We start from the raw sequence: 24,536 nt of genomic DNA on the forward strand, positions 1-24,536 counted from the left end.
CATGTATTTAATGTATCCTGCCTGCTATATTATTTTTCCTACGTCAGTCAAAATAATATAGCAGGCAGTACAAGAAATAAGTTAACGGGAAACAATAGCTTAACCTAGAAAAATACAGTCTATAGTTAAAAAATGCCTAATTTGCACTAACGAGCAGGATTATGACTTCGCATATAGAAATAAATGGTGTTATTCTTAAACCATTATGATTGGGGTATTGGAAATTGGAGAAACTTTTTCGACAAGGCGACATTGTATTATTTCAGCTACCTGAAGGTTCTGCAGTTACTGGGCGTCATTTAGGAGTAGTTCTTCAAGATTCACCAAAAATGGTACATATAATTCTTTTAATAAGAATTCAACCGGGTAGATTGCAACGTCCTGGTTTCGCTGTTGTTTTTCAGGGTGATGAACCACCATATCCTATTGAAATTGCTTATAATTTTCATTTTACAATCAACAAGGAAGATGTACTTGCAAAAAAGGGTAAACTTCATTCCTCCTCACTATATCAGTTTGCAAAAGAATACACCTATCATCTTTTTCCATTTTTACGTGATGAGGTTATCCACCGCCTAGAAAGAGCAATAATAAATTTTGAGACGTTACTTATTAAAAATTCTGATGAGATTGAATCTGTATTTCATAATTTTTTACATAAAAACCCTATACTCCTAGATCCGGTTGGGTTCGTTCATAACAAACCATCGTTTAAATACCCCGTAGGGAAAACATCCCGAACTGGGAAAGGTGAGTTAGAACCTGATTTTATTGTAAGTTACTCCACACAGCATTATCGTCTTATTGAAATTGAACGTCCGAACAAGAATTTTTCCACAGGCCAAGGACAGCAAAGGGCAACAGTAACGCAAGCTGCTTACCAACTTACAGAATGGAAACATTTCCTAGATCATCATGCTTCCGAAGTTGAAGCAACTTTTCCTGGTATATCGGATAAAGCGAATCGTTCATTTTCACTCATTATCGGTCGAACGCATGATTTAGGGCCTTATGCCAATTTTGATGATTTAAGAACTTCTCTAAAAGAGGCAAACAATTGTGATGTATTATCTTATGATGATCTCTTACAGAGGGCAAAAGATTATTATGAAAATTTAAAAGCTATATAATCTAACGGCACCCCAAGAGTACCTTTTTATTCTTATTCAACTAACGGGGAACGTTAACAAAATAACGACACACGGGCAGATCAGCGTGGGATTTATGTTATTTATTCAGGAGGATTTTTTATTGTGGGTTATGAACTGGATTTTAAAAAAAGGGTACATAAAGTTATTACACAGAAACAATTTTGTTCAGTTATGAATGACACTAAGTGGGGAAACTTACAAAGTGATGTACTAAATAAACTCCCTTTTACCCCGCCATATCAAGCTAAGTATGTATTAGATGATGTACTTTATCCAGAGAACTTTGAAACCGACGTCTGGTATTTAGGGGATTGGATAGAAGGACTTTCACCTTTTTTTTCTGTAGAATGGATACGGGTTAGACCAAGGTATCAGAAGCACAAGGGGAATCTGCTTCCTCCTGAATTAATTGACATAAGTAAAGAATTTCTTTCGATTTTACATGAATTAAGAATTCCGTATAGAGAAGAAAACAATACATTTTTCATTTATGGATACATTTCAAATACTGACTCACTTTTCAAAGGTAATCAATTAACTAACGGAGACCGTTAGTTCAAATGGAACAACGATAGCTTAGAACTTTATTTTCCATCATTTTACTTGGTAGTGCAGATCGTTGGATTTTTACCTATCAAGTAATAATTTAGTGCTAAACATTTTTAGATATTTTTTTATTTGTACGACATTACTTTAAAACACATCGTGTTGAAGTAGGGATTCTAATTTTTTGAAATAAGCCTGCGAATGATCCTCAAGTGTGATCTTTGTGACATCCATTGGAGTAACAAATTTCGCATGTAGTGGACCCGTTACTCCCAAGGCTAAATGCCCAGTAGCTAGAGCATAAGGAATATTTAGCACCAAGTCCATCCTCGAATACCAAGAACTGGTGCCTTGCCTAGCACCATCAGCATTCCCAGCTATTAGTGGTGCGAGTTCAAAATCTCCAGATTGTTTAAAACCATTAGATGGTACCGCAGCTGCGAAACACAACCATTGATGGAAGGCTTGTCGATTACGATTCTCAGACATGACCATTTGCGCTGCAGTAGCGAAAGTAAAGCATCCCAGTGAATGTGTCACCGCAAAGCCCATTTTATCTGAAGGAGTTTTGGAAGATTTATGAAAGTCGGCAATCCGATTAAGAAAACGATGAAGATATTCGCCAGTTTTATTAGCACGATCCTCTAACTCTCTCCAAAATACGGCCAGAACAAATAACATCGAATCTCCATCATCTACTATTCCAAAAAGCAAGAGAAATGCAAGCTTAATTTTGGTAGCAATCTCGTCAGTTAAATTAGTATCATAGCTAACTAAATAAAGATCATGGTTTTGATATTCATTTCTTTCGAAAACTTTAGCATGAACTTCAAATTTTTTATAAAATGAATAAGCAGCATCTAGAGTTGCGGGTTCACCTTTGCCATGTACAAAAATGCAGGGAGTCCTATTTTCTGGGAAAACAAAAGTATCAATATCGATTGCCTCTGCCGTTGATTTATATCGATAATCCCTGACATAATAAATGGTAGGTCTCGGATCACCTTTAATACTTGGTTTCACATAATTATATACTGCTTCGATCATTGCGCGAGTTATAAAGTGTGTCCCCAACAGATTTCTGAGTAGCGTCGTATGATGCTCAATCTCACGTTCGTGCAACCTAATTCTGACTTGATCCAGTGCAGCTAAACATGTACTTAATGAACCAAACGCGAAATCTAGATCCCTATAGACACCATCAACGAAATCCCTTGCCGCCTCGTGAACGTCATTAACTGCTTTTTTTGATTCATTTGACCATTTACCCAAGGTCCCTCCAATTTTCATGTTTACCATCTCCTTTTTGTTAGGATGTATCCAATCTTCTGAAATTATGCTGATTCTGTTTACATTAAAAGAAAGCAGTTTTTGCTACTGTATCAACCTAGAAATAGGCCAATTGGGACTCGAAATCAAATCGAGGATTACGAAAAAAAGCCTTCCTCTCATATTCATGTGTTCAAATATATGTATGTTAAAATGATAGTTAACGTATTTAAAAATCAAAACGTAGTTTAACTCTTTGGTGGCTATGTATAGGAGGATATCCGTGGATCCAATCTTATCACTTTCTTTTTCTATCAATTCTTCTCCTGGTGTTTACGCATTAATGCTTGGCTCTGGTATTTCTAGAAGTGCAAACATTCCCACCGGTTGGCAAATTGTTCTCGATTTATGCGAGAAAATTGCAGCTGCACATGGTGAAAGTACGAACGGTAATCCTGAACAATGGTATATTCAAAAATTCGGTGATTCACCGAGATACGATACTCTATTAGCAGATGTATGCAAAACACCAGACGAAAGACAGGCATTGTTAAAACGGTATTTCGAACCTAGTGATAAGGAGCGGGAATCTGGAGAAAAGTTGCCTACTCCAGCTCATAAAGCAATCGCTTGGCTAGTTAGTGAAGGATATATTAGAGTCATTTTGACAACCAACTTTGATCCTCTATTAGAAATGGCTTTGCAGGAGTTAGGCGTAAGTTTTGATGTTGCTAGCGCAGATGATGCACTACAAGGCATAAGACCTCTTATTCATTCTAACTGCACTATTATTAAGCTTCATGGGGATTATCGTGATACACGAATCAAAAATACTCCGGAAGAGCTTAAAGAGTATTCAGAGGCTATGAATCGTATTCTAGATCGAGTACTGGATGAATTCGGATTGATTTTAGCCGGTTGGTCAGCTGAATGGGATGAAGCATTAAAAGCAGCCATGTATCGATCTGTTAATCGAAGATATTCGTGGTATTGGCTTGCTGTTGGTTCCATAAGCACCAATGCAGAGCGGCTTATTCAGCATCGTGACGCTCAGGTTATTCGAATGTCTGGAGCTGATGAATTCTTTGTCTCCTTTCAAAAACAAGTAGATAGCATTGCTACATTGAAGAAACCACATCCGTTGACATTCGATCTTGCATTAATAACTAGTAAAAATTTAATATCTAAGAACGAAAAAATCGTTCTTCAAGACTATCTCACCACAGAGAGTTTAAATCTTCGAAATAAAATTATTGAAATGCCAATTAATGATTTTAAAGATTTCGAAATACAGTTAGACATGTATCCTAATCTCACTTCAAAACTCCTTGGATTAATTATTCCTTTAATAGCTTATGGAGAGGAACCTTATCACCATGATTTATTTAAGAAGGTAATGAATAGAATTGCTTCTCTCCCAGGTATCGGTGGTTCAACTCAGATGATACAGCTACGACAATACCCAGCTTTACTTACAATGTATACAGCAGGTATTGTTGCGGTTGCAAATCATCGTTTTGACTGGATTAAAACCATTCTTCTTCAAAAAGGGCGCTACGGTTCAAACAACCAGAATACAATTTCATTGATTCAACAATTACATGGACATAATGTCTTCGAGTACACTAAAATCCAACTTCCTGACATTAATAAATCGATTACTCCAGAAAGTAGCTTTCTCTATAAAGTGATCCATCCATTTTTAAGTACGTTACTTCCAACAGAAGACGAGTATCGGGACGCCTTTGATTTATTTGAATGGATAATGAATTTACTCTATATACATAACGTGGAGCATACTTTTGAGTCATGGGCCCCACTTGGATGCTACGTTTGGAGAAGAAAATTCAATGTTTTTGCTAAGGACTTTATTATTGAAGGCAAGCTTTCGGGAGTAGACTGGCCATTAATTAGAAATTGTTTCGATGGGGATATAGAACAATTCAAGAAAGGTTTATCTCACTTAGATACTTTTATTTCATCGGCTAAACGATCTTTAAACGGAATTTCATATATGCCTCTACTAGGAATATATGAGGGGAGTTAATCATGTCTATTGCAATGTTCATAACCGAAATCCGTTCATTAACGAATTAATTCTGTGAAAAGATTGGGACACTGTTTATCACATTAATTATTCAGATCGCTAAGTTTTATCGAAATACGAAAAAGGACAGTCTAATTGTAATTACTAGACTGTCCTTTTTTTACTTCAAATGGCATCTTTAACTTGCATTAAGTTGATATGCCTCAACGACAGAAAATGAATGTAATCTGTACTCTTTGAAAAAAACTTTTTTAGGATTTAACTTAATGAAATTAAATACATCCCGCTCCAGCTCTTCTATACTCAATTTATGTTCACTAGAAATTATTACAGCATCCACGACGTTCTCAACTTCTGCGACCCGAATCTCTAATTGCACCATATACCAAAACTTTGCGTTCATATTCATTTTTATGAGGTATTTTTGATAGCGTGTTATTTTTTTATATTTAATGCTCATATATAAATTCTCCTCATATTCTATGTATAACCTTCATTTTACCCTCATTCTAAAATTGGAGCTGCAACAAGCAGCTCCAATAAATTCCTTAAAACTGTACTACTTGATTCGATGACTTCTGAAATACTCTGTCCAGTCATCTGAAATTACCACTGATACAACATCAACCTTTGTGTTGTTTTCATTTTTAGCAGTAAAAGTAAAGGAAACGGGTCCATCTGGAAGCTTTTCAAAAGAGCTGTCATAGAGTTCACCTGTCCAAAGTGTCTTATCACTATTGGTTGGCGTTAGCTGCGTGGTATACCCGCCTGTCATCGTTACTTCCACAGTATCAGGTAGACCTGTTGCTATCCCCTGCAGGACAAATCGTTCTCCTGCCCAGAATACGTTGTATCCTCTTGGACTCTCCTCATTTCCGCTCTTTTTCAAGTTATAACCTTTACGGTTGTTGTTCCACTCTTCAGTGTGCTTAACTCCACCTTTTATACTTAATAGATTCACCATGAAGTATTTTCGTGCAGAAACATTGCTCCAGATAAAGCCGTCAAAAACTTCAACCTCAACCGCATACTTCTCGTTCTCGATCAGAGAACCAGCTGGAATTTGCCATTGCTTAGCGCTTGATACTTGTTCACCAGATTGAACCTTGACTGCACCGGTGGCCAAGTTAATAATTCGCACCTTATAGCGCTCTTGCAGATCCCCATCATCATCTTGATAATCCCACTTGATGACTGGAGTTAACGTGCTTGCGATCGTAGGCTTTGTTGAGTCCGTACTGGTTGGGTACGTTATCGAAACTGTAGGTATACGGTTGACTATGGTAACATTCTGGGAAAGATCTCGATATAGCCCTAGAGAATCTGTTACACGTTGTCTAAACGTAAAGGTGCCATTGCTGCTAAATTGCTTGGTAAAGTCATTCTTTACACTTGCGAGAGCTTCTGAACCATTTGATGTTTTCAGATAATACTTAAGGCTAATGCTATCTCCTTTAGGCTCATCCTTGTCTGTTGCCGTACTTTTAATATTCAAAACATCTGTACGGTAGATCGGTTCCTTTGTAGCATCTCTTCCCGTATCTGTGATTAGCGTGAATCCCGGCTTAGGTGCGTTATCGATGATGAATGTTTTTTCATTTGATACATCTGACCATGCAAATTTAGAGTACGCCCGACCTTGCACTGTAAAGTATTCAAATCGTTCAAATGTATTATTCGGGATCTGATATTGTCTGAGCAGTCCAGTAGGATCCGGATTTTCCATCGTGGAGACTAATAGACCATCCTTCGCAAAGAACTCTAACCTGTATTTCTCCTGTGGATCATTTTCCGGATCCGCGTAAGTCCACTTGATTAATGGATCGCCTTGGTCCGAGTCAATCACAGATGGGTTTGTAGCTGTGCCTGAAGGGCTAGTTAAAGTCATAGAAGGTGCCAGATTCTCTTTCACTTGGACTTGTAATCCAGCGATATTCGACTTATCTCCTATCTGATCGATTGCCCAATGTTCTAGCGTATATATCCCCGGATCTGAGAAGGTAAGCGTAATATCGCGAGTAAGATACGATTTCACTTCACCCGTACTGTTCGTTACTTTCCAGTAGTATTCTAATGAGCTTTGATCTGATGTATCTTCATCGATATCCCCTGAAGTAAATTGTTTCGTATCATACTGATTTACGGATGAAGGTCCGTTAATCTTAGCAACAGGAACATGATTCTTAACCATAAATGTACGCGTCGCATAAGAGCTTAACCTTCCATCAGAAGCTGTGAGCTGCATTTCCCAACCATCAGAAATGGCCTTTTTATGCGAGATACCGTTACGATTTATAAGATCACGAATGGTCATTGATTGATAACGGTTGTTTCCCGCCCAATAGTAAGGAGAATCATTAAATCTTGCATTCCAGGCATAAGATAAAACATCTCCATCTTCATCCGGATCTGGTGTTAAGTTATCCATTGTGATAATCGTATCGCGGTAAATTTCGTTAGGCATTGTAAATGCTGCGGCCGGTGGATTATTGACTACCTGTACATTTTGACTGTACCAATCTGACCACAAGCCACGATTATCATGTACTTGTAGATTGAGTTGATAGTTCCCTTCACCGAATGATGCGATATTCGGCGGTGTTGTTGCTCCACCCCAATGTTCCCATACTTTATTCCATCCGTCTTTGATTACAGTCCAGTAATATACATCTAATGGATCATTATCTGGATCGAAGGACTTGTCAATAATGGTCGTAGATTTACGATAAGAAACGATATTCGGATTAACTGTAAATAGGGCAACGGGTGGTAGATTAACAGCAGCATTCCCCACCGTACGTTGACACCAATCACTCCATACACCGATGCCATTATCTCCATCCACATCACGGACTCTTAAACGGATGTCGTAACTGTCCTTTTCATAAACTCCCCCAGGTGGCTGCCCGTCAATCCACATCTCATCAAAGGTCTTTTTATATTGCCATTGCCACTGCATAATCCCTTTATCCGAACTTGTAATATGATCTAGATCATAGGAGGAATCTATTAATTGAACATTTCCATTGATAAGTCTTGCTGAGAACAGCGCTATTGGCTTACGGTGAACTTTAAAACTCATCGTAGATGCGGCATCTCTACTCCACATCTGATATTCAGCAAAGAGAGCATTCTGTTTCGGTATATCCTTAGCTTGATAACTCACGACATATTGTCCGGTATATGGAAATGAAGTGTAAAGGCTTGTCCTCCATAATCCAGAATCCCCTAAAATACCCATTGAGTTATCAAAGTAATTTGGATCATGATCATATCTTACTCGATCAGCGTATTTAGCATCTCCTTCATAGTCTTCATAGGTGGTACCGCTATTCTCGATAGGACTATTCACGAGGACAAAAGCGTTTCGCTTAAGTCTATTGGTCACTTTAAAAGTCATATTCACAGATTCCGACAAATTCGCTGGATCAGCTACTTTTACAGTCATCGTATAATCCCCTGGAGGAATAGAGTCACCTATAGCATCTACAGGAATAGAGAAATACTGATATCCTTTCGTTTGAGATACTACCGTCTTTCTATAAAATACATTGGGTATCTCCGCACTTACGATAAGATCATCATTATCTGGATCGTGAACATATCCCTCGATGTTCAGTGTGTTACGTCCAGGTTCGTTCTGCAACACTTGATTATTAGGTGTGTTTAATGAAATAGTCGGTGGGCTGTTAGGTATTAACGGAATCACAAATTCTAAATAATGGGAATAAGTGTGTCCACCCCAAGCTTGCTCAGGACCAAAAGGGAACCGGTTCTGTTGATACCCTACTCTAGCTATGTATTTAATAGCTATAGCTGCAGGTTTAATATTAGCACCCGGAAAATATGCCCCTACCTCATTTGAGTAAGGGGAATCTGTCGCCAGATTAACTGTAATATCAAAAGTATTATTTTCAATCGGTGCCTTGAAAAAAATTCTTTGAAGTGCGGTAAAATCGGTATTACCAGACCCACCAAGATATGGACAAGAGTAATAAGACGCAGGCATATTTATTTGCCGTTGGTCTGATATTGCTGCGACACACAAAGTTGTTTGTTGGGCTATACTGCTAGTACCCATATCGGAGGGTTTGTACAGTGTTGTATTTGTAGTTACTTTTGCATCTGGACTAATATCAAATGTTAATTGGTTAGTTGTTTTATTGAACTTAATATTTGTAAACTTATGATTTGTTAAAGTCATGTTCATATTTCCGAAATTCCATCCTGCATCATAGTAATTAGAGGTGGCTGGAATATCAACATCCTTATAATTGATGATATTCGGATCACCAGTCGCAGCTTCTACGGTTTGAATATATATGCTCTGGCTAGGCATTAATCCGAATAATAAAGTGATTATAAGGACTAGAGAGAACATTTCTTTTATCTTTTTCATTTAAGCACCTTTCTACCAGGACCAATCCACTTCTGGCGCTCGATTTTTCACTTCTACTACTCTTGAGCTTAGCTTTTGGCCATCTGAATTTGTAGATTTCCGATCAGCTTCTGTCACAAACTCATCAATGGTTGGTTGACCAAATTCTTCAAAGACAGTAAGTCGGACTTCATATTTTCCTACCTCACTCAGCTCTAAATTTAAACGATCCGCATTTTCATTACTAAAAATCACCCATTTTTCTCCTTCAAAGCTGCCATCATTATTAGAATCATAACGATACTCCCATAATCTGCGGCCGATTACATCTTTGTCAGAAGAATATGAAATATCATCTAATGAAACAATCGCTTTATTCCCAAAGTCGGGACTTCGATAGACTACTCCTGGTAGAGTAAAGTAATTATACGGTACTTCATCTGGAACGATATCAAAAGTAATCTCACTACTATCTGAGTAACCAAGCGTGTTTTCCACATAAATCGTAGCCTTATATTTTCCAGGTTTCTTAAATAAGACGTCTTTGCTTTCGAAATCAGACAATGTGCCACTATACTTAATATCTGCATTCGTCCCACCAGAAACAGCAGTGATGGTAACTCGCGTCTTACTCGATACTAACGGAAACCGTGTAGGACTCTGGCTTCTATTGAATAATGTCGTCTTACGATTTTGTTTAAGCGTTCCTTCTATGGATAATCCTGCTGATGGTTTCGGCTCAGTGACGGTAATTTCTCTACTCGTACTCCCCGTTTGATTTTCATTGTCTACAACTGTGAGCGCGATAGGGAATGTTTGTCCAACTTGTTCAGGTGTGTACCACACATAACCTTTTGAAGCATTACCGATCTCTCCTTGCGCACCCGTAGTTTCCCACACGTAGATATTAATGTATCCATCTGGATCATAGGATGCTGCACCGCTAATTAGCGTATCATCTCCTGCTTTGACATATCTCGGTGCTGAAATTCTTGCGACCGGTGGCTTTCCTTCCGGTTCTGTTGGCTTAGTCGGAGGTGGAGGAAAAGTAATTTGTGGGTCGTTTTTACAAACAGTTGCCGAAATTTGTAGAGGCTGTTCCAGTGATGTGATGGTTCCATTCTTTGTAACGATCGGTTTTTTGAAACGAACGAGAACGGTTAGCGCATATTCTTGGGTAAGGCATTCCCCTGTAACGCTCGACTTTTTGATCACAAAATCAAATAAAGTACTCACGTTAAATGTCTTCGCAGACTCCTTTTTCGTTTTGAGCGTATTGTTCCTGTCTTTTTCTTTTGCGTAGAACACCCACTCGTCAATGTTTGAAGCATCATTGTATCCTTGCAGCTGCCCCATTAATGAAATTTGTACGGGTTCGTCTTTATCTCCCAATTTTGTTGGATTGGGATTAGGTTTATTTAGGGTTACTGTACCTGTGAGTGTAGGCTCTGTAGGAAGATTATAGTCAAATGAGACATTTCCACTATATTTGTAAGTAGTTACATTAGCTGAACCTGTAAAGTAATAGCTTAATTCTGTTTTATAACGTCTACCTAACGCATGACCACTTGGATCAAAATTCGAACTTAATTGTTCAGAAATATAATTTTTCGAAACTGCGTCAGTTTTATAATAAATAATAAATTGCTTACCATTTACAACATTATGATTGACATATGTTGATGGAAGCTTATCTGTAGGTACAACTAATTGGACGGTTGACTCTATGATTTGAGATGAATCAATTACCGAATTCACGCTTTTGTCGTACCATTTAATTCCAGAACGTGATACTTCTGATTGAGTTACCACCGTCATATCAGGGGGATCTTTTCTAGGTGTCCCATTACCTTGCCCATTCCTATCGCTATGCTTCTGAGCATTAATGTATGGGTCCCATTCATTTATCTGCCATCTTACACCGTCTGAATATCGCCATATAGAATTACCTGGAGTCGTTACAAAAAGGGTTTCAAATGAGGCAGCATACCCGAGTACATTATCTATTCGTTGTTTTGCTTCAACGCCCTTTAAAGTAACCTTTATTTTTCCGTTCTCCAGTGTAAGGGCAACTTTTTGATTAGTGCCATTATATTTAAGAGAAGAGATATTAATTGCCGAACTGGATACTCCACTTGGAAGATCTAAGTAATAAGATTTTTGAGCATTTGCTGACCCGCTAAGGATTTCTGAAGGCATTGACACTGTTTTGCTTTGCGAATTAGCTGCCTTTACGGTCTGTGGGATATATACAAAAACTAGTATAACAGTAAGCAGAAGAATCCAAATTTTCTTCATATAAGTTACTCTCCTGGACGTTTAACAATGTATTTTTCTTCAAATTCGCCTCCAAGATTAACATATATAGAAATAACTGAAGGGTCTTTAATATACCCATACATCTGATAGCTAGATAGCTTTTCTCCCGGTTTCAACACCCAACTCCACAATGCTTCTTTATTATTCAAAATTTCCATTTTATTCCCAGGCGCAGGTGAAATAAGATTAAAACTGTCTACTTTAAGATTCCATTTTGCACTCAAATCTTTTGCGCTTACTTGAATGACTTTACTGCCCTTATTTTCAATGGTGAGTTTAGTCCATACCATATATTTAGTAGGTGTTTTATAAATTCGATCTGAATAACCATACATCTTCATTAGAGACTGCGCTTCTTTAGAATTCACATCGTAAAACATCAGCTTTTCTAACGTGTACGTTAATCCTCCAGCGCTAATTGTTACTGGAAGATCCACTTCTTTTTTCAGACCAAATTTAAATAGATTATCCCTCATGATTGGTGCTGATGTAGCTGCCGGCTTTGTTGTAGCAGCTGGTTTAACTGCAGTTGCGCTTGTAATGGCTCCATTTCCCAAAACCACACTAAATAACATAGTTGCTGCCAAAATTGATTTAATCATTGTTTTATTCATTAATTACATCTCCCTTTTTTATAGTAGTTTTTAGTCATTAATTGTGATTACGAGTTCAGATAACCTTTTAACAGAAGGCAAATGTTTGATAATAGCAGCTTTGACCTCTTTTAAATTAAAACTATCAACAATATCGGTTATATCAAGAGTGTCTTTCTCGATATCACCGCGATCAACAAATTGTTCCACAGCTTTCGCTTGCAAGTAATCTTGGTACCAAGCGATTACATTTGGGGGATATCGTTTTGTATGTACCTGAATCTTTGGAAAAGAGCTTGATAGATTTTTATCGTCAATCCTATCATTGCTCACATTTACCGAGATAGAGTAACTGACTACTCTTTCAATTTCATGGAAAAGTGATACATTGGGGTTGATTTCACTACTGCCGTCACAAACAAAGCATTTCTTATCATGAATATCTTTCTTACCTTTGCAAGCGGGACAAGTAAAGCGAATTCCCTTTTGCATAGTGATGACATCGCCTTGTAGAATAAAGTCAATCGTATCTCCTGTTTTGACTTCTAATTCATTCCTTATCTTTATCGGAATAACAATTTGTCCTTTGGATGATACTGTCGCAGAATAGTTTTTCATGATTCCACCTCCTTACTTTTCATCTTATATTTATATTGTAAGACGAAATGTAAGTTAATTAAAGAAATATTTTCAAAAAAATAACTTTACTTAGTTTTCTATATAAGATTTAATTTTCCATGATAAATCTAACATTATATTGAATTTTTTCTCGAAAACAGAAGATTCAAATGATCTTTTTAGTCCTATATATTGTGTCTCAATAAATTTTATAATTTCGTTTTCTGATTTATTATGATCTAATAAATCAATAAACTGATTAGTATTTCCCATCATTATTATGAGTCTTTTTACAACTCCCTCATTATCCCTTTCTATAGACAATGCGATTTCGCTAGAAAATACCACACGCACTAAAACATCCTTTGTCATGGTCTTTGCAAAAGTAGCATCTTCTTGGCACATTATGCCCAACTGATTCAACTCCCCGCATATTATTCATTGAATTTATACTCCTGTACAGCAGGTACCTGTATAGGCTCTTGCACCTTACCACTTGCTAACAGTTGAGGGTGCTTAGTCTCAATTACTGCGATCACAGACGGTCCTTGTATGTATTTGGTGATCCCATACCGTTGATCTTCGTAGAGAAACGGGAAGCTCACACTTGAGGATTCATCAATGACTACAAATTCTAATATATTCACTTTATCATGGAAGCGGCTCCCTTCTAGTGGAGAGAGCTCGCTGTCTAATCCAAGATTCTTCTGTAGTGTCTCTTTAAATGTGGCATATGCTTCAGTTGGATTTATAATAAGAAGTCCGTGAGAACGCTGATCTTCATTAATCTCTTGTGCTGCGTCATGTACTGCCATATTATTTGCATCCTTTAATAATGATCGATTAACATCCCATTCTTGATTTTGCACCTGAAAGAACCAAGTAAACATAAAGATTAAAAATGCGAAAGCCAGCTTAATAATATAGTCCATTTTAGTATCATCCCTTAATCGAGGTATTCACTCATAATGGATCCGTGACCATAGTAATTTAACGATGCAATGTTCGATGAGAAATTATATGGAAACAAATTTATCCGTGGAGCAGTGATGTAAACATCGAGTCTTGATTTACGATCTTGAACCGTTTCAGTCGTGCTCTTTATAGAAATTGCGGAAGCGCTGAACCCTACAGCGGTGAGATTAGCGATCACTTCACTTTTCATTGATGAAGTGACCATCCCCTCTGTTGCAGCCTTCTGAGTGATATAAGAAGTGTTTGCCTTAACCTGAAGATCCAGCAGGTAGTCAATATATGTAAAAATGGGCTGGAGCATAACAAACAGGATAAGCCACATGAATAATGCCCGGAGGATGGTCTCTTTCAACTAACAAAAACTCCTTTCTAATAGTCAATAATGCTCAACTTTTTTTGTGTAAGAGATAATATTATCTTGCCCATCACCAATCATTCCTGTTGCTGCCCCAAGATATATTGCGGCCACAACAAATGCCAAACCAAGAAAAATCGCTATCCCTATAGTCTGATCTTTCATGCTGCTTGAACAGCTTCATCAGGTAGAGTAATAATCAAATTTGTTTGCTTAGCAGGGGTAACAATCATCGAGGTAGGTACAGTAGGCTTTTTACTTGTTGCATCCGTAATTACATCACGTACAATTGGAAAAAGAAATGCAATCAACAACCCTACACATACAAAACCTACTGCAATAAAAAGTCCATGTCCCATAGTTTGATCTTTCATTTTTAAATTCTCTCCTTTTAATTTGAGTTGTTTAAGATCCCGCGAAAACTTTTTTCGATCCCTCCTAATCGTAATATAAATATTTATTTTTAACGGAAGAGACTAACTCCATTAAAATTCCCTCTTAGTAACATGATATATTGCAAGGACAACACTACGATCATCAAGAATGTACTAATAGATGGGGTTACATTAATGATGCCAGCCCAGTCCCCTATCCTTGTCCATTTTTTTTGATAGTGATCACTGGAGATCTTTGAAATTGCAGTATTTTGTTTTTTTAGATATTCAATTGCCTCATTATTATCAGCCATGCCTTCTGTTGCAAGTAGGATCGAACGAACATTGGACATGAAATGATGATTCGCAGGAAACTTATCGCAAAAATGTTTTATAGCTTCTTCTACACCATCATCTGTAGACTTTTCTGCTAGTTCATTTAAATCATCTTTAAGATATTCAAATGTTGGAGCAACTTGTGCGCAAAAAGCTCCAAACTCAATATAGCCTCTATTTCTAAGTCGATTATTCTGATATTGTTTTAAAAATGAAACGATCTCCCCATCCTTATGGAGGATATTTTGCTGAAACTTCCTATTCAAAATCCATCCCAACGGTAAATATTTCATTGGACTGCTAATTAATAAAATGAGAATTGGAATTAAAACCTCTTTATAAGACAGCGTTATTTCTCTAACATATGAACTGAGGAACATGAATAAGAAAAATATCAGGGCCGTTGCGTAACGAATAAAGTTAACACTTTGGGCTTTTACCGGATATCCAGAATTGTCTAATTTCTCTTGGAATTGATCACTCTGAAATTTCATCATTACAGCTCTAACATTGATTTGTTTGCGAAATAGATCTCGTTCGTGGCTCTTGCTAGTACTTAGAAATACCAATAATGCGAAGTACGCTATTCCAATTGTTGAAACTATAGTAAATAATTTATCCAATGTTTCTCACCTCACTTACTGGTAATCTAGTTTTGGTCTCGAAAGAAGGATACTGAATAGAAATGCTATAACAAAACTAATAACAATAATCATAAAAAATGTGACTCCAATCGGAGTTTGAAATTGTAGTTTAAAATACAATCCTGGTTTTAGCATAAACATGAATGTACCGATGGATAATACAAATACAAGGAGATTTCCGTATAGACCTAGTTTAATAGCATCACTATTGTTTGCTTTTACAGTTAAAATTGTTTCTCTTTGTTGCTCCATTGAATCGTTTAATTCAAGTAATGAAAGATTGAGATTAACATTACCTTCTTTCTCAGCATCTAATAAATCGCTGATGAATATACGAGCAAAGGTCGTTGAGACAGTACTAGCGAATCTTTGAGCTTCGCCTTGCAGCATCGTTTCATTGCTATAATTTGAAAACTCATCTGCAAGTATTCTCAAAGGCCGTTTAAGTACATTGTTATCCATAAGGAAGTCTGACGTTGCATACAGAGCAGCGTCCACAGATAAGTAAGTATATTTGGCGTATATTTTCACAACATCTAATAAGTCATAACTACCTTCTGTTTGTCGTTTAGTATATTTATAGCGCATAACTATATATGGAATACTTCCTGCTAATATTGCCAATAACATCGGTAACTTCCAAACAGACTTAATTGTATCTATATTACTGGTTTGCAGATTTCCATCGAAAAAGGGATCTGAACTGAACAGCGATGGGAGCTCCTGCATTGTTAATAGAGTAATAATAAATATACCAACCAGTAGAAATCCGCTTTGAAGTATGAATTTTGTTACACTAACAAAAGGTTCATACTTATCCTGAGTTAGATACAATAGATTATCTAAATGTCGATAGATAAATCGTTTATTCCTTTTAGATGCTTCATTAAAATGTTTTGCATTCTTCCTGTATTCACGTTTCTTCGCTATATAACGAAGTTGTTCATCAATGAGGGGCTTTACTAGTTTCCAGATACCCAGAACAACTAAAAAGTGAAAAAAAAGACGAATAGCATAATCGCTTATATTGTTCATAAAGTCCTCCTCAATGACTGTTGAGTACAATTTTTGCCTTTAAGCTTTCTTTCAATGGATCTTTCATTGGTTTGAGTTTAGTCAACCTTTTCAACTCTTCAAGGAACCGCTGAGTAACTTCCGAATTCTTTTTTTGCATTCTTTTGACAATACTCTCTGTAAGTTGATCATTATAAGTCCATTCATTGGTAGCTTGTTCGTAACGCATGATATCACTGGCAAATACGGAATTTTTCGCTTCATCATAGAAGACCTCTGAAATCCGGGTTAACTTTTTCTCACCTGCATCTGTAGGTTCCATAATGAAAACTATCTCACAGGATTTCATCGCAGAGATTAAATGGCCCTTCAGACTACCTCCCAAACGAGTAAATACAGCGAACGCACCTTGATATGGAATATCTTCAGAATCAACTGTATGGAAAGTACCGATTATACCGTTGTACCCCTTTTCTCCGCTGAAAAAGTAAAATTCCCACTCATGGAATCTCATTTCTGTCATAAAGAGAATATTAGGATCATGACGAAGTGACTCAATTCCAACTTCCATTAGTTCATCATTTTCAGCCTTAATCGGAATAATCCGATGTCCTTTAATTTGATAAGGCAATATTGATTCTGGATGTTTTTCAATCATGACTACCCCCATGCAAGAGGTTGATCCTTGTAATTGTTCACCTACGATTGTATTGGCAAATGTTGATTTCCCTGATCCAACAGGACCGGCTACTACAGTGTTTCTAAATAGATAACTTAGATCTCTTAGTAGGTCTATGCTTTCCGCAGGGATAGAGCTAGTACCAGCTTGTTCATCAAAATTCATATACTCTACAACTTGCCGCCGCATAGTAATAGTAGTAAAGCCATCCCAGACACGTGGAGAAACCCATATCGCTATACGGATGAATCGCCCTGGCCACAGGGGATCATCCATTTTAAACTCTGCAGAAGGCTTGTCTTTATTCAATTTTGCACTTGGCGCACCCTTCATCAATGTACGCTTAAGCTGCTCTACCCGGTCTAACGAGGGCATCTTATAAGGATACTTACTAAACACGCCTTTATTATTGTAGAAGATCTGTTCACCAATGATTTGCAGCCCTGTTGAATCGCTATAGGAGCGATCAGTGATCCATTTGAAAGCTGGCCCATAGCCCTTCCATTCATGGTACAATGCTTCAGTAATGCTACTGTATGCATCCGGTATTTTTCCACCATATGGATTTTTCCGAACATATTTCTCAATCTCATTCATGAAGTACGATATAGCTTGCAAGTCTCCCATTAATGCTTTTGCATTGAGTACATAATAGTCTTCATCCTCCCGCCGCAATTCCGGAGTAATATCTTTTTTCATTTTATTTAGATATGAATAGAAGTCTTCAGTACTTGTTATGCGATTTTTCATCATTCGTTCTTTAAGAGAGAACGGTACGGTTGAAGAAGAAGTTGAAATTGTCTTATCAAGAATCATGAAAAGAATCCTTTCTTTTGCTTGTTTTCTGCCAAACCAAGAGCAACTAGAAATCCATCTACTATTTCATCAATTCTAATTGTCTCTTTCTTCCCAAGAGGTAGATTTTCTGGATAATTCGGATACTGAGGGATTTCAATTAATACTTCAGACCCTATTTGCATAGCAAGCGCTTTAGGAGTAACAACATCTGCAACATTCGACCGATTAATTATTAATGAGAACTCGTGTGGGTATATACTTAGTTGTTTTGCCAATTCCATGAATTGTTTTAAGCGATACTCGTGTCGCAAATGTGTAACAATCATTCTTAAACTTGATATTTGCATACCCACATACCAAGCTGCGCTCTCTGCGATTGATCCAAAATCAGCAACAACTACATCGGCGTGTTCTTTACACCATGATAGTAAATATTCAATTTCATCCTCATGGTAATCTAGTGCACTGAGCGTGTCATGATTACCAGGTAAGTAAAGATATCCATCTTGTTTAAGTAGTAGGTTAATATCTTCTACTTGGAGTAACTTCCCAGTTATACGTGGGCGTAATAAATCCAAACTAATGCTTGTTTGACGTTCATTTCCCGGATCATAGAGATCAAGACCGAGCAGTATAACTTTTTTCCCTTTGGCTGCGATTCTTTTCGAGAAAATTTTGGCGTTGCTAGTACAACCCACTCCCGGAGCTGATCCAAAGAAACCTATTAGATTTCCATTTAGATCATTATCTTCTTCTAGAATGTATTTAATTTTTTCGATTAAATTAGCAGTTGTTGCTCGTGGTGGTACAAAATAAACTCCATTCAGTTCACAGATAGCATGAATTGCTTGATAACCTCTTACTCCCTTTTTTAAATACCAGTAAATTACTTCTGCTTCCTTATTTTCGCTCTTGATAGTTGAGAGGTTTTGAATATCAACTACTTCGCTAGTAAGTATTAATATGTTATCTTGTAGTTGTTCTGAAGATGGTATTATGTTTTGTGGAATCACTGTATAGCCTATGTTTCGTAACGTGTTAACCGTTATTTGATCTAACCCGTTTGTGAATATCGTTTTCATTTTCTCCTCCTACTCAACTCTGACAATCCAAAGTTTATCTCCTTGTTCAAGATATTGTTTAAGTTGCTTTGCGTCCTCGTTAGGTATTTTAAGTTCAGGTACCGAAACCTTGCCAGTTGATGTTGTACGGTTTGTGATATTACCGTTTTCAGTGTCTTTAACATCATTATTGTCTTCAGTTCTTACATAATTTACTGTGACTGCTGTTAGAAAAGCTGAATCTACACTTGGAACATCTATTGCATCAGATGATGCGCTCTTTTGTTCTTTCGTACGATCCTTCACTAAGTAAATGTCAACTTTATCACGACTTCGCAACGAGCCATTAATTGCGTAAATTGCTTCTTTTGGTATTGGATAGATCCCTTCATTTGGACCTGGCTCCAAATCATCTACATCAACCAAAGATTCAGTTAATATAACTCCATCTGTTAAATTCACATTGAGTATCTTATTTTCAACATCTTTGATGCTATGTATTGCATTTATAGGTACATCTTTTGTTTGGACAGCTTCAAGATAGACATCTTTTGTAGATAATTCATAATTTTTAGGGAGATACCCTCCAGATGCGACCTTCACTTTAACGACTTTCTGTGAGAGCACATAAGGTTTTATATATAGGTCATATCCAAAAAGCCCTCCAAATCCAATTAATAGAACTAAAATTGAAAGAAAATAATGCAATTTAAATTTCAAATGAAAAACCTCCTAAAGTATTAGGTAATAACTTAAAACGAATGCTTAAAAAAAATAAAACCTCTTTTTCTTTTTGCTAGAAGGAATAACTGAGCTCAAAATCTCAGGAATAATAGATACTGTCTCATCTTCTAGATTCAAGGGATCAGGTAGAAAGTTGTTTTGAAAAAACTGAAGCTGAAGATTTCTTTTTTCTCTACTAGTAAATGTATCTGTAAATTTCTTATATCTCTTGTCATCTGTAAAATTCACCAACACATTAAATGGTTTGTTCCAGGAATTGTTTAACAGTTTATCAACTAGGTTAACTAAGAACTGTAAGTCCCATATTGCTGGAAAGGTGCTGATCATTGAGATATTCGCTCTGAAGAATTCTTTGAAAAAACGGCCTTCTTTGCTTTTCCTTCCTTGATTCGTAACTATCTGACCTAAATCAACAACAACATATTGGTACTCTGCATTTAAAATTTTTATGTACTTCTCATAGTTAGCTGCTGGATAAAAATCAATTCCTTCTGATTGAAAACCATCGTCCATTTTTTTAGACTTTTTTGTTCCATCATCCAGAAATTTAAATACCGAAGGATTCACGTTAATGTCTAGTAACTCAACACATGCAACTTCGAAGGAGTTTCCGCTTAAATAACGTGCAATCTGTATTGCATTATGTGATGATCCTGCTCTACGGTTAGTGCTAGCTACAGCAATTAGAACAGTTCCAATTATCTTTTCATTTATAATCACTCTATCTTTATAAATAATCTGATTTTCATGTTTAGGGAGACTAGGAAGTTTGGGATAACGTTTCTTCGTTTGATTTCTTCTTGATAAAACTACTTCTTCTTCACTCTGTTTACCTTCACTTACTTTTAATTGTGGGGAGTCTTCTTGATCTTTTTCATCTGAGGATTCTTGGTGTGATTCGACATAAGTTTTCTCAATAAATTCATCTTTTTTTTCGAAGTCTTCATTAAATAAGTCCTTACTTCCAATGGTTGAATATGAATTTACATAATGCTTTTCTATATTATCGGTTATAGAATTTTCAAAAGGAGATTTTTTATCAACTATCTCCAATCCGAACTGTATAGTTAGCTCAGGTTGTTCAATCTTGATTTCTACATCTGTTTCGTCTGTATCGTCATTTACATACTCACTTTTATTACTAGAATGCATTTGAGGATAAGACTCAGCTCTTGTTTGCAATTCTTTAATTGATCGTGATTGTTCTAATCGTTTCTCCATTAGCCCAAAGTCCAGATCATTCCATGAAATGCAAACTACATTTCTTTCCTTTAAGTTTTGTATAAATGTATCTTCTTCACGAAAGTAAATTAGCATTATTGTAATAAATGGATCTTGAATTTCAACTTGATTAAGTATCTTGAAAAATGAATCTTCAGATTCTATTGCATATTCTGTCGCGATTATGATCTCAGCTTCTGAAGTACTCCACTGTTGTATAAAAAACTCAAAATCGTCTATTTTCCTAACAAAACGTCCATAATCTGAAAGTTCTTTTTCAACCCACTGTGCAAAATCTTCATCATCCGATACTAAAAATAGACGATGCAACTGATCACCTCATTTTTCATCATCTAAGGTCGTAATAATTCTTTTCTCCGTTTTTAAAAACAAAAAAACTATTTGTTAATCCAACGTCTACACATTCTTCTAATTCTTGATCAGTTATGAACCATGTGTAGTCACTGGTTCCCTCTTGTTCGCATATTTTACTAGCTAATTCTGCCTTTTCATCGGATGACACAAGTACAACAAGAGTTGATCTTATGCCGTTTGCATCAAAGTACTCCTTACAAAATTTTGCTTGGTAGCGAATGGTTTTAAGCCAGTTTTCTTCTTCACGATGGCAAAGTAAATGAAAATCAAGCTTTTTCCCTTTTGGTGTTCCCAAAATGAAGTGCGCAGTTGGTACTACCTGATCCTCTTTATGCTTTAAAACTGGATGAAATTCAAAATGCATAACATTAAATGATTTTCTTAGTAATATGAAAAATTCGTTAGTAATAATATACTTTTGTCGGAACAACATAGAGACTTCCTTTGGTCTCCGTGGATCTCTATTTCCTAAAAAAGCACCAAACCTAAACTTCAAAATGTCAGCTGCACTTGAACCCATTTCATAAATTGTTGGACGATTTTGAAGTGGATTACAGTAGGTTTTCCACTGAATCCTTCTTAGCAATCCTAGTTTCATTAGTTTTTTCAATCTATTTCGAACCGTAGTATTATCGCTACCTGAAAAGAACAACCGAGTCAATTGAGACAATGTAATCCAGCGATGTACCGCAAGAAATCGAATGATTTCTATATCTCTATCTGTAATCCACCCGTCTTTTATCTTTCCGTTAATATAGAAAAACTCATGCCTAGTGAGTGGATCCAAAGAAACTACGAAAGCAAAGGGATCGTCCCAAGTAGGTTGCATTCGAATCCCTGGTTGATTCGTAATTATTAGAGGAGATACTTGGGATTCCATATAATCTCCTCCTAATATAAGTGATGTGGGAATTTAATTATTTTACTTCGAATTCTTTTTCCGCTGGCTTGAACATTTTTAATCATGACTGAAACGGTCATCCCCACCAAATCCCCATGACTCGGGACGCGGTTCGGAAACCAAGCCAGACTTTCAATACCAGGTGCTAATTTCACAAAAATACCTATATTCTCTACAACACTAGTTATCACACCGGTGTGGAAATCATTAATTCTGAAATTTTCGTGAACACGAGTCCAAGGATCTTCCATCAGTTCTTTTCGTGATACAATAACACGTTTTTTTTCATGGTCGATCTCTTTTATTTTCACAGTAATCTCACTACCTAGTGGAATTACGTTACGTGCAGAAGGCGTCCAGTCATATTCATAGTCTCTGATCGGGAGTACACATGAAACCCCTTTGATCATTACATAAAACCGTTCTTCCTCAAAGCCGGATACAACTGCAGGACATACATGATTTACTTCAACGTTTTCCCAAAAATCCTCTTGCAGTTCTTCAAGTGCTTGTATTCGTGAAAGTAAGATTATCCCTTTTTCTTCATCAAATACATTTACAATCTTAGGATCCAGTCCTTGTTTCGTAACATCTAAAACCATGTAGTCAATTTTATGATCCAAAAAACCAACAAGAGATCGAAATTTATGTTTATCAAACTGATTCTCGTGAATCATACCCTTAAGACCATTCTTCAGTTCAATGATTGCACATTGCATAGGTTCACCAAATGGACTATGCGTTTCAATACTTTTCACAACTCCTTGATGAATCATCTTTCGACGAAGCGAGGTTTTATATTCAAGCATATTGTTTCCTAAGATGGACATATTCATATAATCAATTCTCCTTTATTTTTCAGATATAGAACATATTGATTTAGTTTTTCAAGTTTATAACCAATTAATTCTAGATTATTGAAGCTCTTAGAAATCACTTTTAAAGTCTTCCTTTTAAAGCAGCTTTCAATTTTGGATTTCTCAATTTCTGTATTCCAAAATAATATGTAATAACCATTCTGACTCATTTGTAATGAGCTATCTTCAACTTCAACAAGGATTTCAACTTTTCTTTTCTTATCGAGATCATCTTTCTGTATTTCCATATCTTCAAGTAGCTTACTTACCGTTTTGTTTGAATTCGACCAATTCTTTAAGAGTTTAGGCTTTGTTTCCTTCATATGATTGATAATTACAAACAGCGGTACTGTTTCGTAAATAAATAAGCATTGGTTATAAAAAGATTCTATATTTTCTACGCTGCACGACGGATGAGTTAAGACAAAATCTAGTTCTTTAATAAAAGTGTCATGATGCAAACTAATGCTCCCTTCTACTTCTGAATCATATCTATATATAATACTATCTAATTAATATAATAGTATATTACTATATAAATTAAAAAAATAGAAGCCACTATTTTATACGATATAAGTGGCTTCTATTTTTATTGTTTGTATTTAGTATGGGAGTTAACCCACAATCTTTATGCATTATCTGAAACAATCTTTTACCATACCGATCTGATGTTAGATGAAATGTATACAGATGGTGCTCATACTCAATACTATAGTCCTCGTTTATCGCTCCCTCTTTTTCAATTTCTTCAACTGCAAAAGCCAAAATTTCCCTTGAAAACACTATTGATGCTTGTACTTCTAATTCAGGGTGATCATAAATATTTGTTAATCCTTTTGTTATATATTTTACTGGATCTTCATTAATTGGGTTATTAATCGTAATAATTTTCACGAAGTCATTTATTGGTGCAAGGACTAAAGTTGCTAAATTACCTTTCCCTAATTCTAGGTTGAATAGTCTTCCATTATGACTCCAGGTGCCGTTAATGTCGAATTCAACTCTAAAGATTCTATCAATTATTGAGAAAAATAATTCTTCATAATTTTCAATATATTCATTAAGTATTATGTCTGGATATCCATAATTAAAAAGCCCATATGTTCGAACTTTAATAAATCCACCTTCTAAATCAGTTGTTAATATAGGTTTAATTGATGGATCGTAAAATTGATACATTCTATCACCTCTCTAAATTTGAGAAATGCATACATCTAATAAGAATTAATTAGTACTTTATAATAATTTAATTATTATCGTATCTTAATTCGATTGTAATAC

24 protein-coding genes are annotated in these 24,536 nt (G+C 36.2%); 3 read left to right on the plus strand and 21 right to left on the minus strand.

Features of this window, described 5'->3' with window-relative positions; translation table 11 throughout:
- Window positions 1-224 precede the first annotated feature (224 nt).
- Together ACDZ28_RS00725 and ACDZ28_RS00730 are read left to right on the plus strand one after the other, a co-directional pair.
- The gene (locus tag ACDZ28_RS00725) at window positions 225-1,130 is read left to right on the plus strand and encodes a Shedu anti-phage system protein SduA domain-containing protein (RefSeq protein ID WP_375102235.1); all 906 of its coding nucleotides are present in this window, start codon (window positions 225-227) and stop codon (window positions 1,128-1,130) included.
- A 123-nt stretch (window positions 1,131-1,253) separates the two neighbouring features.
- Window positions 1,254-1,706, plus strand: coding sequence for a DUF6678 family protein (locus ACDZ28_RS00730; protein WP_375102236.1), 453 nt, complete (start codon window positions 1,254-1,256; stop codon window positions 1,704-1,706).
- A gap of 138 nt (window positions 1,707-1,844) precedes the next feature.
- Here the strand turns inward: ACDZ28_RS00730 and ACDZ28_RS00735 are convergent, their stop codons facing one another.
- On the minus strand, window positions 1,845-2,987 hold the full coding sequence (locus tag ACDZ28_RS00735; RefSeq protein WP_375102237.1) for a hypothetical protein: 1,143 nt from the start codon (window positions 2,985-2,987) through the stop codon (window positions 1,845-1,847).
- A 262-nt stretch (window positions 2,988-3,249) separates the two neighbouring features.
- Between ACDZ28_RS00735 and ACDZ28_RS00740 the strand changes: the two genes are divergently transcribed.
- Complete coding sequence (locus ACDZ28_RS00740) at window positions 3,250-5,013, plus strand: SIR2 family protein (RefSeq protein ID WP_375102238.1); 1,764 nt, start codon at window positions 3,250-3,252, stop codon at window positions 5,011-5,013.
- Window positions 5,014-5,191: 178 nt separating this feature from the next.
- On the opposite strand, the gene ACDZ28_RS00745 is transcribed toward ACDZ28_RS00740, so the two are convergent.
- From ACDZ28_RS00745 to ACDZ28_RS00840, 20 genes are all read right to left on the minus strand, one after another.
- Complete coding sequence (locus tag ACDZ28_RS00745; protein WP_375102239.1) at window positions 5,192-5,473, minus strand: hypothetical protein; 282 nt, start codon at window positions 5,471-5,473, stop codon at window positions 5,192-5,194.
- Window positions 5,474-5,572: 99 nt separating this feature from the next.
- On the minus strand, window positions 5,573-9,412 hold the full coding sequence (locus tag ACDZ28_RS00750) for a hypothetical protein (RefSeq protein WP_375102240.1): 3,840 nt from the start codon (window positions 9,410-9,412) through the stop codon (window positions 5,573-5,575).
- Between the two features lie 12 nt (window positions 9,413-9,424).
- The gene (locus tag ACDZ28_RS00755) at window positions 9,425-11,689 is read right to left on the minus strand and encodes a hypothetical protein (protein WP_375102241.1); all 2,265 of its coding nucleotides are present in this window, start codon (window positions 11,687-11,689) and stop codon (window positions 9,425-9,427) included.
- 5 nt (window positions 11,690-11,694) lie between these two features.
- Complete coding sequence (locus tag ACDZ28_RS00760) at window positions 11,695-12,324, minus strand: hypothetical protein (protein WP_375102242.1); 630 nt, start codon at window positions 12,322-12,324, stop codon at window positions 11,695-11,697.
- Between the two features lie 30 nt (window positions 12,325-12,354).
- Window positions 12,355-12,921, minus strand: a complete 567-nt coding sequence (locus tag ACDZ28_RS00765) for an AbrB/MazE/SpoVT family DNA-binding domain-containing protein (protein WP_375102243.1) — start codon at window positions 12,919-12,921, stop codon at window positions 12,355-12,357.
- A 90-nt stretch (window positions 12,922-13,011) separates the two neighbouring features.
- Complete coding sequence (locus ACDZ28_RS00770; RefSeq protein ID WP_375102244.1) at window positions 13,012-13,326, minus strand: hypothetical protein; 315 nt, start codon at window positions 13,324-13,326, stop codon at window positions 13,012-13,014.
- A 29-nt stretch (window positions 13,327-13,355) separates the two neighbouring features.
- A complete protein-coding gene (locus tag ACDZ28_RS00775) occupies window positions 13,356-13,853 on the minus strand; it encodes a hypothetical protein (protein WP_375102245.1) in 498 nt (165 codons plus the stop codon).
- A gap of 14 nt (window positions 13,854-13,867) precedes the next feature.
- Window positions 13,868-14,248: a hypothetical protein gene (locus ACDZ28_RS00780; protein ID WP_076315929.1), complete on the minus strand. Its 381-nt coding sequence runs from the start codon at window positions 14,246-14,248 to the stop codon at window positions 13,868-13,870.
- Between the two features lie 24 nt (window positions 14,249-14,272).
- On the minus strand, window positions 14,273-14,416 hold the full coding sequence (locus ACDZ28_RS00785; protein WP_341061765.1) for a hypothetical protein: 144 nt from the start codon (window positions 14,414-14,416) through the stop codon (window positions 14,273-14,275).
- Window positions 14,413-14,625 carry a hypothetical protein gene (locus ACDZ28_RS00790; protein WP_375102246.1) on the minus strand — a complete coding sequence of 71 codons (213 nt, stop codon included), beginning with the start codon at window positions 14,623-14,625 and terminating at the stop codon, window positions 14,413-14,415. Before ACDZ28_RS00790 ends, ACDZ28_RS00785 begins: the two co-directional genes overlap by 4 nt.
- Window positions 14,626-14,714: 89 nt before the next feature.
- Window positions 14,715-15,584, minus strand: a complete 870-nt coding sequence (locus tag ACDZ28_RS00795; RefSeq protein WP_375102247.1) for a hypothetical protein — start codon at window positions 15,582-15,584, stop codon at window positions 14,715-14,717.
- Window positions 15,585-15,599: 15 nt separating this feature from the next.
- Complete coding sequence (locus ACDZ28_RS00800) at window positions 15,600-16,640, minus strand: hypothetical protein (protein ID WP_280788814.1); 1,041 nt, start codon at window positions 16,638-16,640, stop codon at window positions 15,600-15,602.
- A 10-nt stretch (window positions 16,641-16,650) separates the two neighbouring features.
- Window positions 16,651-17,997: an ATPase, T2SS/T4P/T4SS family gene (locus tag ACDZ28_RS00805; protein WP_375102248.1), complete on the minus strand. Its 1,347-nt coding sequence runs from the start codon at window positions 17,995-17,997 to the stop codon at window positions 16,651-16,653.
- Window positions 17,998-18,110: 113 nt separating this feature from the next.
- Window positions 18,111-19,178: a hypothetical protein gene (locus ACDZ28_RS00810; RefSeq protein WP_375102249.1), complete on the minus strand. Its 1,068-nt coding sequence runs from the start codon at window positions 19,176-19,178 to the stop codon at window positions 18,111-18,113.
- Between the two features lie 9 nt (window positions 19,179-19,187).
- Window positions 19,188-19,877, minus strand: a complete 690-nt coding sequence (locus ACDZ28_RS00815; RefSeq protein WP_280788817.1) for a hypothetical protein — start codon at window positions 19,875-19,877, stop codon at window positions 19,188-19,190.
- Window positions 19,878-19,922: 45 nt separating this feature from the next.
- Complete coding sequence (locus ACDZ28_RS00820; protein WP_375102250.1) at window positions 19,923-21,452, minus strand: hypothetical protein; 1,530 nt, start codon at window positions 21,450-21,452, stop codon at window positions 19,923-19,925.
- Window positions 21,453-21,471: 19 nt separating this feature from the next.
- On the minus strand, window positions 21,472-22,377 hold the full coding sequence (locus tag ACDZ28_RS00825; protein ID WP_375102251.1) for a replication-relaxation family protein: 906 nt from the start codon (window positions 22,375-22,377) through the stop codon (window positions 21,472-21,474).
- Window positions 22,378-22,388: 11 nt separating this feature from the next.
- Window positions 22,389-23,234: a S1 RNA-binding domain-containing protein gene (locus tag ACDZ28_RS00830; protein WP_375102252.1), complete on the minus strand. Its 846-nt coding sequence runs from the start codon at window positions 23,232-23,234 to the stop codon at window positions 22,389-22,391.
- Complete coding sequence (locus ACDZ28_RS00835; RefSeq protein WP_375102253.1) at window positions 23,231-23,578, minus strand: hypothetical protein; 348 nt, start codon at window positions 23,576-23,578, stop codon at window positions 23,231-23,233. The genes ACDZ28_RS00830 and ACDZ28_RS00835 overlap by 4 nt, the downstream gene beginning before the upstream one ends.
- Before the next feature lie 235 nt (window positions 23,579-23,813).
- Complete coding sequence (locus tag ACDZ28_RS00840) at window positions 23,814-24,434, minus strand: hypothetical protein (protein WP_375102254.1); 621 nt, start codon at window positions 24,432-24,434, stop codon at window positions 23,814-23,816.
- Window positions 24,435-24,536 lie beyond the last annotated feature (102 nt).

It is taken from the genome of Paenibacillus sp. RS8 (assembly GCF_041956825.1).
In the GTDB taxonomy this organism is placed as follows: domain Bacteria; phylum Bacillota; class Bacilli; order Paenibacillales; family Paenibacillaceae; genus Paenibacillus_AQ.

Bases quoted from the DNA above. Each gene is read 5' to 3' on its own strand.
- ACDZ28_RS00735 (WP_375102237.1), bottom strand. From the start codon at position 2,987: ATGAAAATTGGAGGGACCTTGGGTAAATGGTCAAATGAATCAAAAAAA.
- ACDZ28_RS00745 (WP_375102239.1), bottom strand. From the start codon at position 5,473: ATGAGCATTAAATATAAAAAAATAACACGCTATCAAAAATACCTCATA.
- ACDZ28_RS00750 (WP_375102240.1), bottom strand. From the start codon at position 9,412: ATGAAAAAGATAAAAGAAATGTTCTCTCTAGTCCTTATAATCACTTTA.
- ACDZ28_RS00755 (WP_375102241.1), bottom strand. From the start codon at position 11,689: ATGAAGAAAATTTGGATTCTTCTGCTTACTGTTATACTAGTTTTTGTA.
- ACDZ28_RS00760 (WP_375102242.1), bottom strand. From the start codon at position 12,324: ATGAATAAAACAATGATTAAATCAATTTTGGCAGCAACTATGTTATTT.
- ACDZ28_RS00765 (WP_375102243.1), bottom strand. From the start codon at position 12,921: ATGAAAAACTATTCTGCGACAGTATCATCCAAAGGACAAATTGTTATT.
- ACDZ28_RS00770 (WP_375102244.1), bottom strand. From the start codon at position 13,326: ATGTGCCAAGAAGATGCTACTTTTGCAAAGACCATGACAAAGGATGTT.
- ACDZ28_RS00775 (WP_375102245.1), bottom strand. From the start codon at position 13,853: ATGGACTATATTATTAAGCTGGCTTTCGCATTTTTAATCTTTATGTTT.
- ACDZ28_RS00785 (WP_341061765.1), bottom strand. From the start codon at position 14,416: ATGAAAGATCAGACTATAGGGATAGCGATTTTTCTTGGTTTGGCATTT.
- ACDZ28_RS00790 (WP_375102246.1), bottom strand. From the start codon at position 14,625: ATGAAAGATCAAACTATGGGACATGGACTTTTTATTGCAGTAGGTTTT.
- ACDZ28_RS00800 (WP_280788814.1), bottom strand. From the start codon at position 16,640: ATGAACAATATAAGCGATTATGCTATTCGTCTTTTTTTTCACTTTTTA.
- ACDZ28_RS00805 (WP_375102248.1), bottom strand. From the start codon at position 17,997: ATGAAAAAAGATATTACTCCGGAATTGCGGCGGGAGGATGAAGACTAT.
- ACDZ28_RS00810 (WP_375102249.1), bottom strand. From the start codon at position 19,178: ATGAAAACGATATTCACAAACGGGTTAGATCAAATAACGGTTAACACG.
- ACDZ28_RS00825 (WP_375102251.1), bottom strand. From the start codon at position 22,377: ATGGAATCCCAAGTATCTCCTCTAATAATTACGAATCAACCAGGGATT.
- ACDZ28_RS00830 (WP_375102252.1), bottom strand. From the start codon at position 23,234: ATGAATATGTCCATCTTAGGAAACAATATGCTTGAATATAAAACCTCG.
- ACDZ28_RS00835 (WP_375102253.1), bottom strand. From the start codon at position 23,578: ATGAAGGAAACAAAGCCTAAACTCTTAAAGAATTGGTCGAATTCAAAC.
- ACDZ28_RS00840 (WP_375102254.1), bottom strand. From the start codon at position 24,434: ATGTATCAATTTTACGATCCATCAATTAAACCTATATTAACAACTGAT.